The organism is Daejeonella sp. (genome assembly GCF_049655485.1).
Lineage (GTDB): Bacteria > Bacteroidota > Bacteroidia > Sphingobacteriales > Sphingobacteriaceae > Daejeonella.
This window is the reverse complement of record NZ_JBASJU010000317.1, coordinates 1-13,512: the sequence shown is the minus strand read 5'-3', so window position 1 is coordinate 13,512 and position 13,512 is coordinate 1. Positions and strand designations below refer to the sequence as shown.

The window sequence follows — 13,512 nt, the reverse complement described above, 5'->3', positions numbered from 1 at the left end:
CGATAACAAACACATTCTTGTTATCAGCCATCTTCCTGATCGCGTCGTTTACAAATAAGATATGTTCATCTTTTCCATAATGATTTGGGAACTTGTTAAACGTGTGATTTACGGGCATTAAGGTGTGGATGTAGATTTTTGTTTTTGGAGTCTCTGTTCGAATTTGGTCAACAATGCGGTGAAAGTTTCTCACGATAAATTCGTCGGGTATATTCCTTGAAATATCGTTAATCCCAATGAGTATAAAAATTTTCGCGGGCTTACCTTTCGTGATATCACCTAACCTCTCAAGCACTCCGAAAGTAATATCGGCAGATATTCCGCGGTTTTTTGCACGGCGTTCTGAAAGCAATTCACTCCAATCCGTGTTTGCTGTAATACTATTTCCAAGAAAGATATAATCCTTTTGAGAGGTTTTGTAAGACTTAAATTGATCTGCCTTAATTCTAAAAGCTGGCGGTCTGAAGGTACTATCCCATACGGCAGTTTGGGCTTTAGCATTAATTGCTAAAATGGAGAGAAATACGGTTCCAACGAATAGTAATCTTTTCATCTTAATTAATTAATAGTTTGGGATAATCAGTAATAATTCCGTCGACACCGAGGGCTTTTAGTTTATTAATTTCCTCCAAAGTGTTCACAGTCCAGGGAATAACTTTTAGATTTTGTGCGTGGCTTTTCTGTACAAATTCCTTTGTTACCATTCTGGAATTGGGACTGATTATAAAAGGTTTGTATCCAAGAACCTCCATATTTTCCTCGAAAGATTTGGTATTGTCGATTAAATAGGAAGTTTTTATCCCGGAATATTTTCTGTTAATTACCTGAATTGTTCTTTCATCGAAAGATTGGATTACCACATAGGGCAGGATTTTTTTCTTTTTAAGAACCGCAACCAGGAGGTCGACAAATCTTTCAGGATCCGGATGAAGTTTGTTGTCGCCGCCTGGCTTGCTTTTAGTTTCTATGTTATAAAAGACCTGTTTTTTACCAGTAGATCTAATATAGTTTTGCACCGAATCGATTACTTCAGAAAGAAGAGGTATGTGCGTTTTAATCTTTTTCTGTTGAGGGTAATTTGGATTGCCCTTTGACCCAGGATCAAATTTGGCGATCTCTGCATAGGTCATGTTGAACAGCGGGAATTTTTGATTGTCGCTACCCGGTATAATGTTCCCATCTGGAGCTATAGTAAATAGCGGGTTTATATAATTATCGTGATACAGAATCACCTTTCCGTCCGAACTGACGTGAGTATCCATTTCTAGAGTGGTGACACCCAAATCGACAGCATCTTTCATTGCAGGGATGGTGTTTTCGGGCATTACTCCCCGTCCGCCGCGATGTGCTTCCGTTGAAAAGGAAGGAAATTCGATCGTTGAATTATTGGGTATTCTGCTCGTGCACGCCACAGAGAGGTTAATCAATAATCCTGCAAAGGTTAAAAAATTCTTCATTTTTTTTTTGTTGAGATAATTAGTTTAAACATAAAAAAGGATACTCGATAGAGTATCCTTTTTCTGTCTTATTAGGGTGTTTATTTTTCCCACCAAACTTTGGTGTTTATATCATCACCTCCCATGCTGCTTACTGCTTTTAAATAATTAGCGTTATTATTCGTTCTGACAGTTACTGGATATTTAAATCTAACCGGCATTATTCCGTTATTCATTAAACCGGCACCTTTGGGCAGTACAGGAAGGCCGGTACGACGGTATTCGAACCATTGCTGATAGTCATTAAAATATAAAGCATAGTATTTTTGAAGCATAATTCGCTCCAAGGTGCCGTTGTAAGCAGTCTTAGGGTTTGTGAAATAATTTGCAGGCATAACTGCTCCCCATTGTTCAATTGATGCTTTAACACCATTCTGATAGAAAGTTTGTGCGCTACCGGTAATCTTCCCTTTTTGGGCCAGCTCAGCCTTAATTAGTTCAACCTCCGCATATGTCATAATTACCCCCTGCATTGGATTGGTAGGAGTAGCAACTACAAGTGCTACATTGGCATTTGATGGCTGATATGCAAACTGGGATTCAGGTCCGGCATAGGCGCTGGGAATACCTTTATAACCTATAGTAGCGGTACCGGCTGCGTTTCTTGCAAGAGTGTTCCACCTTGCAAGCCTTGGATCGTTAAAATCATTAAGGTTATCAATATGAAAGGCTGCCGATGCTCTGAAAGTCGTAAAATCAATCGCACGTCCCCATGGAGATATGTTTGGAACTTCTCCGGTGATTTTCAGGACAGCAGCGTCCGAGTTGTTGGTAAATATAGGATTAGCCGCAGGGTTGTTAATTATTGCAGCCAACTTTGTAAACGAATCCATTTCAGGCTTATTGGATACCCTTAATAATAAACGCATACGCAATGAATTGGTAAATTTTCTCCACAAGCTGATGTTATTGCCATATAGAATATCGGTTCCATAAATCATCGGCCTTGAAGTGACATACATCGTATTCGCTCTTTCCAGATCTGCAAGAAGTGTGGTATAGATCTGTTTTTGGGTATCGAAAACTGGAGTATATAAACCTTCGTCACCTTTGACGGCTTCAGACATTGGAACATCGCCGAAAGCATCCGTCAAGTTAGAGTAAACCCAGGCATTCAGTGTTAAAGCGATTGCCTCATAATTAGGGTCCTGAGCTGCAACTGCGGCAGCGCGCATTTCCTTAATATTATTAAGCCAACGGTAGTAGGTATTCCAGGTGGAGTTTCCTGCTGCTTCAGAGACATCATAACGGTGAATACCACCAGCTACGCTTGGATATGGAATTTGTACCTGCATAATTTCAAATGTAAAAGCTTCAGCACGTTCTGTATTGAATGACGTCACCTCATAGATGATCGGGTTTAGCAGAGTACCCGGGCTTATTTTTTCGATTTTATTAGGATCCGTATTGATCTCTTCAAAGTCTTTAGTACATCCAATCATCATTGATGAAAGTACCAGTATTGCAATTATTTTATTGAGACGATTCATTTTCTTATTTAGCTTTAGACTACGGTTAATCTTCTTAAAACCTAACGGTTAAATTCATTCCAAACGTACGCATGGATGGCAACTGTCCTATTTCGATGCCTGGAAGGATAGTCGAGCCATTTAAAGCAGCGACTTCAGGATCGAATATTGGAACTTTTGAGAAAAGGGCCAGGTCACGTCCGTAGAATGCAAGTGAAGCATTGTTGAGCTTAAGTTTTGAAGTAAACTTCGCCGGCAAAGCATATTCCAAACGTACTTCACGAAGTTTGATAAACGACGCATCGAATGAATTCGATTCCACGTTTGCACGTCGGTAATAATCTCCATAATATGTTGCAGGCGCTACTTGCCTGGTATTTGGAGTAAAAGTGCCACCGGGACCGGCAACCACACCTTCGCCGATTACAAACCCTTGCTCGCGCCCAGGAAGAGTAGCTTTCAATTTTCCCTGCTCCATCATTTTGTGATGAGTTTGAGAATAAATCGTGCCTCCGTATTGTCCATCGAATTGGAAACTAAAGCGGTAGCTTTTGTGTTGGAATTCATTTGTAATTCCTCCTCTCCAGTCTGCATAAGCTTTACCAATGTATTGAATTTCAGAAGGGCGCGCAGGTAAGCCTGCAGCAGTATAAACAATTTGTCCGTCTGGTGAGCGAACGAAACCGAATCCGTAGATATCGCCAGTCGTACCGCCAACCCGGGCTTGAATCGTGGCATTACCTCCGTATCCAATATCTTGCTTATCAGAAAGCCCTTCAGCAAGTTCAAGTACTTCGTTGTTATTGGTTGACCAGTTTATTGTGGTATTCCATTTGAAGTTCGGGGTGTTGATTGGCTTTCCACCTAACAGAACTTCAATCCCTTTATTCCGAACTTTTCCGGCATTTAACACAGCTCTCGAATAACCTGTGGTTGGATCAAGTGGCACGTCGAGGATTTGATTCTCGGTAACGTTACTATAAACAGTGAAATCCATGGTCAATCTCGAGTTGAAGAGATTGTACTCCATGCCAGCCTCATAACTGGTCGTGATCTCTGGCTTGAATGTAGCATTGTGCAGCGTTGTAGGTACAGAGGCAGAAGCAGCGAAATCACTATTGCCATAATATTTACTGGTTTTGTAAGGATCCGTATCATTTCCTACCTGCGCTGCCGACAACCTTAGTTTCGCATAAGTAAACGCTGAAGGAAGAGTGAACATCTCATTCAAAATGAAACTAGAGCTTACAGAAGGGTAGAAGAACGAATTATTCTGTACTGGCAAGGTACTTGACCAGTCATTCCGACCGGTAACATCAAGGAATATCATGTCTTTCCAGGCCAGGGAGGTGAATGCATAAACACTGTGAACTTTTTTATTCAGGTAATTCGTGCTCATTATCGGATTGCTGACTCCATTGCTCAATTTATAAACCCCTGGAATAATGAGCCCGATCACAGAACCATTAACCCCCGTATAACGACGATTGAGAGCATTTGCACCACCTGATACACTGAAGTCAAAATCCTTTGAAAGAGCAGTTTTATAGGTCATCAAAGCGTCTGTGTTAACTTCAAAGTTGAAAATATTCTGCTGTCTCAGATATCCCCTTCCAAAGTTTGCCGTGCTGTATGGACGACGCTGATCGCGATCTTCATTAGTCATGTCCATTCCTGAGCGAAGCATAATGCTGAACTTGCTGTTTACATCATAGGTCGCCTGGATGTTACCGACAGTTTTGTAATTGTTTACCGCATTGGTCATTTCATGAGCAATGAGAAAAGGGTTGTCAATAAAGCGACTGAACGGATGAATCTGTTCGACCTGAAATTGTCCTGGTTCCCAAATAGGACGATACCAGTCAAGATCCACATTTGGATTCTGGAAGATCATGAAATAGGAAATCGACTGGTTATTATAACCGGTTGCAGGCAGGTTGTCACTTTTCTTATTCGTGAAATTAGCTTTAGTGGCAAGTCTTAATTTTGGTGAAAGCTTGTAGTTTAAGCTCAGTGCAGCAGTAAGACGTTCATAGCCCGTGTTCGGCATTATCCATTCATTCTTTGAATGTGTAATCGATGCCCTCGCGGTAGCAACGTCAGTGCCACCGTCAAATGAAAGACTGTTTGTAATGGTAGAACCTGTCCGCCAGAAACTGGTAACATTGTCTGTATAAGGTACCCATGGAACGCGCGTTGCGGATTGCGTCCCGGTCACCGGATCATACTGGAAATACGATTGACCATTGAATTTCGGACCAAAAGCACTACTTGTTCCTCCAGTACTTGCTCCGTCAGCAGAAGCTCCGTAAGAATAATAAAGTTGGCTTGCCGGCCGGATCGTTGTACCCGTACCCTGGCCGTATTCATGCTGATAATCAGGCCATCTTAAAACGTCATTTAAACTATAATTGGTGTTTAGCGAGATCCCTATTCCTTTGTTTCTTTTGCTTCCCGACTTTGTGGTGATGATTAAAGCACCATTTGCAGCCCGGCTTCCATATAGTGCTGCTGCACTTGCGCCTTTAAGTACAGTTACACTCTCTATGTCATCAGGATTTATATCTGAAATACCATTTCCGAAATCCACAGGCACATCGTTACCGGATCCTGCACCGTATGCGCTGCTAACCCCAGATGAGGTCAATCCGCCACCTACAGGAATACCATCCAGAACAATTAATGCACCATTATTATCTGAATTCATGGAAGTTTCACCCCTTAGAATAATCTTAGTGGAGTTTAATGGCCCGGAGCCCGGTGATACAACGTTAAGCCCTGCAACTTTACCTGATAAAGCACCAACCCAGTTATTGGATCGGGCATCATTTAATGCATTCTCCTTTAAGGTTTGGGTCGCGAAACCCAATGCTTTCTGCTCCCGTTTGATACCTAACGCGGTAACTACAACCTCATTCAGTGCATTGTCTGAACGGCTTAAACGGATTGAAAGATTGTTATCAGTTGCGTTGAATACCCTGGATACAGTTGTGTACCCGATCATGCTGAAACTTACGCTAGTACCCGCTGGAACTGTTATTCTGAAACGACCGTTAAGATCCGTCACTCCCAGTGAACGTCTTTGTGCATCGTTGATGCTAACTCCAATAAGGGTTTCTTCATCAGTATTATCTGAAACTATTCCACTGAGGGTAATACTTTGCTGAGCCTTTAGATCCTGGCCAGTTAAAACATTAAGTGTAAGTAAGATCAATAGGCATTTGGCTATCATTTTTCCACATCCGCTGCTCGATAAATTGAAGAAGGTTTCCTTCCATGCGACTGGTAAAATTAAGTTTTGCCATTGCTTACCGAAAATTTCAGTAAATGTTTTGTTCATAATGCAGTCATTTTAAGAAAAATAGAGGATTTTGTATTTCGTTTTATTTCAGTTTAGCTTGAAAAGCTTATCGGTTTATTATTAAATGTTTCGAATTGATTTAATAAATAATAAAACGAAACTATGAACAAAATCCTAGAAAATCGAAAAAAGTTTTAATTTTAATATTGTGTTAATATTATGCGACTGAATTAGCCTTCCTGAATATTTAGAGTGCACTTCTTAACATTCGCTTAACGAGGATTTAATATCAACTTTTATTTCGATTGGAGGTCTTCAGTAAGGCTCTCGCAATGCAAAAAATGTTTGAATTCAGAAGTCTGATTGGAAATCTATTATATCTCATAATTAATACCGCTGACCTCCGACTAAGCCATAACCATATCCAGTTTTATTGGAAGGTCATAAATACGTTTGCCCGTAGCGTGGAAGATTGCGTTAGCGATCGCAGGGGGAACACCCACAATGCCTATCTCACCAATGCCTTTTATCTGGAGATCGTTAACAATTGTATCTTCTTCGTCTACGAAAATTACATCAAGATCATTGATATCCGCATTTACGGCAATATGATATTCTCCCAGGTTGGAATTCATAATCCTTCCAAAACGGTGGTCAATTATACTTTCTTCGTGTAAAGTTTTGCTGATTCCCCAGACCATCCCGCCAAGGATTTGGCTGCGCGCAGTTTTGGGATTTATTATTTTTCCGGCGGCAATTGCAGTTACCACACGACATACTTTAACCGAGCCCAATTCTTCATCAACTTCAACTTCCACGAAAACAGCGCTATGAGCACTTCTATTATACTTTCGTTGTTTTAATGTGTTGGGCAAGCCGGTATTCCGGCTTTTGATTTCCATTTTGCCTGTTGATGCAACAATATCTGTCAGAAGCAGCGCCGAATTTGTTGTGTCTTTTATACGCAAAGTATCCCCGGTAAATTCCACCTCCTCCAGGTTCATTTTGTGAAATACTCCAGGATTCATTTTCTTTGCCTGTTTTAAGATACTTTTTTTTAAACCCTGACAGGCGGTATGAACAGCCATTCCGATAGTCGCAGAAGTAAAGGATCCTCCTTGAATAGGTGCAATAGGCATATTGGAATCTCCTAGCCTAGACTCCACATTTGATATATCCATGCCCATACAGTCAGCAGCTATTTGCGCCATGATCGTATATGTTCCCGTGCCTATATCAGCAGTAGCACTGCTTACAATCAATTTACCGTCCGTTGTCAATAATGCTTCCGCCCGGGCAGGCAATTGTGATGCTTCCCAAATCCCTGATGCCATACCCCAGCCAAGAAGTTTACCATCCCTCTTCATTGAACGGGGTTGTGGACTTCGGTTTTCCCACCCAAAACGTTTGGCTCCCTGATGAAAACATTCTTTTAGTTCTTTGCTAGAGAAAGGTTTTCCACTGCTGTCATCGTGGTATGCATAATTATGTAGTCTGAACTCAATAGGGTCAATATTGCATTTGTATGCGAGTGCATCTATTGTACACTCGATTGCATGAAGGCCAGTCGCCCCTCCTGGCGCTCTCATATCCAGCGGGCTGGCCAGATCAAGGGGTACGAGTTTATATCCGAGCTTCACATTATTCGAGGGGTATAACTCATTAGACCAATTCACAACTACTTCTGAATAATCCTCGAAGCGGGATGTTTCGGCCGTTGCATCGTGATATAAGGATTGGATTTTACCAGTATGAATAGCGCTAAATCTAGTGTTCTGAACCGTTGCTGGCCGGTGGCCAAAGGTGAACATTTGGTGTCTGTTCATACTGACTCGAACCGAGCGACGCAGATCAAGGGAAGCCATTACTGCCAGAAACAATTGGTATTGGGGCCGTAATCCTGACCCGAAAGCACCTCCAACATAAGGCGATAAAACCCGAACGTTCTTAAAAGATTTTCCGAAAACATTCGCAACATATATCTGGCTATTCAGGGCACCCTGCGTCTTATCATATATAGTAAGTTTGCCATCCTGTTCGTAAATCACTGTGGATGCGAACATTTCCAATGGGTTGTGAGTTTCCATGCCATGAACAAATGTTCCGGATGCCTTTATCGGTGCATTATTAAATGCTAGTTCTGCATTTCCCTTTGCTTTAGGTGGACCCGGCTTGTAAATGGAAGCCAGTCCTTTTTTGGGCTTTCTTGCTTCCGACAGGTTCGACCTTAGATCGGTCTGATGTGGATCGCTTTCATATTGAATATCCACGAGCGTTGCGGCATATCGGGCAAGCTCAAAAGTTTCTGCAACTACAAGTGCAACAGGTTGTCCGTTGTAGTTTATTTTACGATCATGAAGTGGCCTGAACGGAACTCCAGGCGGGGCATCCATGTCAGTATATTTTAAATTAAGCCAGGCTGTACTTTCCCGGTTTTCATGTGTGAAGACTTTAATGACTCCTGTTATGGCGCTTGCTTTTTCTGTATTAATACTTTTTATTTTTCCCTTTGTGATGGTGCTATTTATGATATAACCATAAAGTAAATCGGTTATATTAAACTCAGCAGCGTACTTAGCTTCGCCCCTTACTTTAGCATGTCCGTCGATGCGATTAAGAGCTTGTCCGAAATACTTTTTTTCTATGCTCATATCCTTTCTTTGTTGACAGCTGTTAGGCAATTTTTAATGATTGCCCTTCTTGTGAGCTCGATTTTAAAAGTATTGTGTTCAAAGCCAGCTGCCTCATCCAGAATGATGCTCGCGACCTGTGAAAAAATCATCGAGTTAGGTTCTTTCCCAATCATGAAATCTTCGGCTTCTCTGTTTCTCCAGGGTTTGTGAGCCACTCCACCGAGTGCGAGCCTGGCATCCCGAATTAAGCCGTCCTCTAGTTTAAATGCTGCCGCCACTGAAACCAATGCAAAAGCATATGAACTCCGGTCGCGGAGCTTCAGGTAAGAGTAATGGAAATCGAAACTTTCATCCGGAAGATCTATAGAAGTGATCAGGTCCCCTTTTTTTAGATTATTATCCTGGTTCGGTGTATCACCGGGTAGTCGGTGGAAATCAATGAAATCAATAACTCTACCGCCCTCTAAACCGTGAATGTTTACCCGTGCGTTGAGCGCCGCAAGCGCAACACACATATCGCTGGGAAATACAGCAATACAATCTTTGCTGGTGCCAAGAACTGCATGGATTCGGTTGTATCCACCGATGGCAGAACAACCGGTCCCAGGTGCCCGTTTATTGCATGGTGTTGCTGTGTCATAAAAGTAATAGCACCGGGTTCGTTGCAAAAGATTTCCCCCATTAGACGCCATATTTCTAAGCTGAGCAGATGCTCCGGCAAGAATTGCCTGGGATAGGAGGGGGTATTGTTTTCGGACCCGTTCATTATAGGCAGTATCCGCATTCTTAACAAGAGCTCCAAGTCTTAAACCGCCATCGGCAAGTTCTGTGATAGACTGAATAGATTCAATTTTATTAATATCAATCAAGGTATCAGGCCTGGCGACATTCTCTTTCATCAGGTCGATAAGATTTGTTCCTCCAGCAATAAATTCGGCATTGCTATTTTTGCTGAAGTGGGCAGAAGCTTCATCTGCATTCGTAACCTTCAGGTAGTTAAATGGAACCATACTTGCCTTCTTTTACATCGACTATCGCCTTAACGATATTTGTGTAAGCCCCGCATCGGCAGAGGTTGCCACTCATTAATTCCCGGATGTCATCTTTTGTATGTGCATGGCCCTCCTGCAACATCCCAGCTGCCGAACAAATCTGACCCGGAGTGCAGTAACCGCATTGGAAGGCATCATGGTCCAGGAAAGCTTGCTGAAGCGGATGGAGCTGTTTAGTACCAAAACCTTCGATCGTAGTGATATTCGCTTTATCATACATTATTGCAAAGGTCAGGCAAGCATTAATCCGTTTTCCATCTGCCAAAACTGTACACGCGCCGCACTGCCCATGATCACACCCTTTCTTGGTACCGGTAAGATTTAACTGATCGCGTAAAGCATCCAAAAGGCTTACCCACGGTTCAACCTTAAGTGTTTCTGTTTTACCGTTGACATGAATCGAAATGAAATGCTTGTCCATTGGCTTTGCTTATTATGATTGATTTAAATGGGCAATGAACTTTCTTCTTTCATCCTATTTAACTTCGTAGGCGACGATAGTGTTTGAAAAAAATGTTGGAACGTAGACTGTTTTAGATTCTTTGTCGAAACCTATATCCGCAGTGTTTTTATTTGCAACTTTGGTATCAAGCAGCTTTTCTTTCGTTCCATCTGCATTTATATACCAAATCAGTCCTTCCCAGCAAGAAATAATATAATCTTCTCCCGATACATTTTCAAGTCCGTCAGCATTTCCATCCAATCCATCTACAATCATGGTAAGTGTCTTGTCGGCATTGACTTTATGCATTGCCTGGTTGTCTAAGACAAAAATGTCATCTCCGTTTATAAATAATCCATTAGGGCCATTAAGTTTATCTAGAAATAGCTCAGCCTTTCCATTCTCAAAGCGAAACACTTGTTTGCCTGGCGAATCGGAGACATATACTATACCTTTACTATCAATAGCAATATCATTAAGGCCAACTGAGCCTGCAACCGCAACTTTCTGCTCAATTTTACCGGAAGCAATATCAATAATTACCAGGTTGGTGAGGTCGGCAGCGTATAATTTACCATTATACATTCCAAGGCCTTTAGGTGATTCCAATCCGCTAACCCAATCTGTCGCGATAATCTTTCCATCTAATCCTACTTTACCAATTGATCCTTTTCCATCAGCTTTCCATGGATCCTGCCCGTCAATATTCGACACATAAAGCACATTATTTGCTTTATCAAGTAGAACTGACTCCGGTACTTTAAGCAAACTGTCGGTTTCCCATTTGAGAACCAGCTCATGTTTTGTTGAGTCAGAAGCTGATGTGGTGTCTGACTGCGATGTGTTTGTTTGGGAGGAATTGTTACAAGATGTGACCGCTATTGCTAATAAGAGTAAGACAGAGATGTTTTTCATACTTTTTGATTTTAATGGGTTTAAAAGGCAAGTTAATCAAGATGCACGATAAAAAATAAGCTGTCTCGTTTTTTTAAAAATATTTGACAAATAGAATATTTTCAAATGCTTAATGCTAAAGATTTTTTTCAGTTAAATATTTCCAGTATCGTTTTGGGACATGCATCAGGTGTAATTTCTGGTTCTTCCTTTCGGCGATGTTGACGTGCTTAAAATATTCACTCCAAAGCTTTTGATACAGGTGTTCATCTTCTTGAAAGATGTCTTCTTTATTTACATTATTTCCGGAATTACTGATCGTTACTTCGGACACAATTTCAAGATCATAGTAAATCCCGAAGTTCCTTTTCAGGTCGTAAATCAGCCAGCGTTGGTCGGCATACCTGTTTTTGAAATGCTTGGCTATAAGCGGAAGAACATTAAAATCCGGCTCAACACTTGCATAATACAAGCCATCTTTGGTTAATTGAAAACGGACAAAAGCTTCCATTCTATGCTTTTCGCGATGAACCATTTTGTCGACCTGGCTTATCCGTAATACTGTTGGATTCGCATAGGCATATTCTGGCGATTCGTCCATCTCGAATGTAAGACGAATAAAACCACAAATAACGTTTTCAATTTGCGGTAATTCGGAGAGATAACTTGAGTAGAGGCTACTCATTGATTTTTTGGAAATACGTTGTGCAAGTCCTGCCCATACCCTTTTAGCGCGTGTTTCATCACTATAGACCCTCGAGGCCGTACTAAAAGCGTCAGGTTGGAAGTGATTTTCGCGCACAACTTTGACATCTCTAAGTTTTTTGTCGAAAATTTCAAAAACACAGCAAAGGACACCAGCCCATGTGCCGTCGAAAATTAGAGTGGTCATAAATTCCTTTTTTATTAAGGGATTTGGCTGGCCTAAAAAAGCACTAGTTGGTCCACGTCAGTTTTAGAGTACTTGCTTTGAGATTCCGACAGGATAAACTGTCTGATCTTTCCTTCAGTTAGATCCCGCCGTTCGTATGTCTTACTGTCGCAGGTTATGAAATACTTGGCACGGTTGAGCGCTACACCTATCTTCTTTAGATGATTCCAGTTTAGTTTTTGAAACTTCCTTGCTTGAGTAATCTTATTAGCTGATTGCCGGCCGATCCCCGGGATGCGCAAAATCTGTCCAAAATCTGCCTTGTTAATATTTATTGGAAAGAGACTTAAATTTCTGAGCGCCCAGCCTAATTTGGGATCAATGTCCAGGTCAAGTGTTGGATTGGCTTCGTCGAGTAGTTCCCTTACATTAAATCCATAGAAGCGCATGAGCCAGTCTGTCTGGTAAAGCCTGTTTTCCCTAACCATTGGTACAGCAGTTCCGATGCCAGGCAAACGCTTGTCGTTACTGATAGGCACATATCCGGAATAGTACACTCGCTTTAAGTTGAAACGTTTGTAAAGTTTATCAGCAGTATACATGATATCCCGATCAGTTTCTTTGCCGGCGCCAATTATCATCTGACTGCTTTGTCCTGCAGGAGCGAACAGGGGCGTGCTCTTAAATAATTTTTTCTCTTCGGTTTTTAATATTATCTCGTTTTTCAGGTAATCCATGGGTTGGATCATGTCCTTCCGATTTTTGTCAGGTGCTAATAGTTTAAGCCCGCTTTCGGTCGGAATCTCAATATTAACACTTAGCCGATCCGCATATAGACCCGCTTCATGCATTAGTTCATCGCTTGCACCCGGGATAGATTTTAAATGAATATAACCGTTGAACTTGTGTTCTGTGCGAAGTTTTTTAGCCACCTGAACTAAACGCTCCATAGTATAATCGGCATCTTTGAAAATCCCGGAACTGAGAAAAAGTCCTTCAATATAGTTCCTGCGATAGAAATTTATCGTAAGATCGACTACTTCCTGAACCGTGAACGAAGCTCGCTTAATGTCGTTACTTTTTCTGGTGACACAGTAAGCACAGTCAAATATGCATACATTAGTGAATAAGATTTTCAGGAGGGAAACGCAGCGCCCATCTTCCGTATAGGTGTGGCAAATACCGTTACCCGTATCTCCTAAACCCTTGTTCTGATTTTTACGGGTGCTTCCACTTGATGAGCATGATACATCGTATTTTGCAGCATCCGAAAGTATCCTTAACTTTTCAACTATCCGTTCTGACATGATGTAAAAATACTAATAATATTAGTATTTTTCCGGATATTTATAAC

10 protein-coding genes are annotated in these 13,512 nt (G+C 41.5%); all 10 read right to left on the bottom strand.

Annotated features, from left to right (window positions below):
* The coding region (locus tag WBJ10_RS13095; RefSeq protein ID WP_424291007.1) for a GDSL-type esterase/lipase family protein at positions 1-553 on the bottom strand (553 nt) is incomplete at its 3' end.
* A 1-nt stretch (position 554) separates the two neighbouring features.
* Positions 555-1,457, bottom strand: a complete 903-nt coding sequence (locus tag WBJ10_RS13090) for a glycerophosphodiester phosphodiesterase family protein (RefSeq protein WP_424291005.1) — start codon at positions 1,455-1,457, stop codon at positions 555-557.
* A gap of 80 nt (positions 1,458-1,537) precedes the next feature.
* Positions 1,538-2,986 carry a SusD/RagB family nutrient-binding outer membrane lipoprotein gene (locus WBJ10_RS13085; protein ID WP_424291003.1) on the bottom strand — a complete coding sequence of 483 codons (1,449 nt, stop codon included), beginning with the start codon at positions 2,984-2,986 and terminating at the stop codon, positions 1,538-1,540.
* A 34-nt stretch (positions 2,987-3,020) separates the two neighbouring features.
* Positions 3,021-6,305 (bottom strand): SusC/RagA family TonB-linked outer membrane protein, encoded by a 3,285-nt coding sequence (locus tag WBJ10_RS13080; protein WP_424291001.1) that lies wholly within the window; start codon positions 6,303-6,305, stop codon positions 3,021-3,023.
* 368 nt (positions 6,306-6,673) lie between these two features.
* The gene (locus WBJ10_RS13075) at positions 6,674-8,917 is read right to left on the bottom strand and encodes a xanthine dehydrogenase family protein molybdopterin-binding subunit (RefSeq protein ID WP_424290999.1); all 2,244 of its coding nucleotides are present in this window, start codon (positions 8,915-8,917) and stop codon (positions 6,674-6,676) included.
* Complete coding sequence (locus WBJ10_RS13070) at positions 8,914-9,909, bottom strand: FAD binding domain-containing protein (RefSeq protein WP_424290997.1); 996 nt, start codon at positions 9,907-9,909, stop codon at positions 8,914-8,916. The genes WBJ10_RS13075 and WBJ10_RS13070 overlap by 4 nt, the downstream gene beginning before the upstream one ends.
* Complete coding sequence (locus tag WBJ10_RS13065) at positions 9,896-10,372, bottom strand: (2Fe-2S)-binding protein (RefSeq protein WP_424290995.1); 477 nt, start codon at positions 10,370-10,372, stop codon at positions 9,896-9,898. Before WBJ10_RS13065 ends, WBJ10_RS13070 begins: the two co-directional genes overlap by 14 nt.
* Positions 10,373-10,426: 54 nt before the next feature.
* Entirely contained in the window at positions 10,427-11,308 is an 882-nt protein-coding gene (locus WBJ10_RS13060) for an SMP-30/gluconolactonase/LRE family protein (protein WP_424290993.1), read from the bottom strand.
* A gap of 115 nt (positions 11,309-11,423) precedes the next feature.
* Positions 11,424-12,179: a TIGR03915 family putative DNA repair protein gene (locus WBJ10_RS13055; RefSeq protein WP_424290991.1), complete on the bottom strand. Its 756-nt coding sequence runs from the start codon at positions 12,177-12,179 to the stop codon at positions 11,424-11,426.
* Between the two features lie 32 nt (positions 12,180-12,211).
* Positions 12,212-13,465, bottom strand: coding sequence for a putative DNA modification/repair radical SAM protein (locus WBJ10_RS13050; protein WP_424290989.1), 1,254 nt, complete (start codon positions 13,463-13,465; stop codon positions 12,212-12,214).
* Positions 13,466-13,512 lie beyond the last annotated feature (47 nt).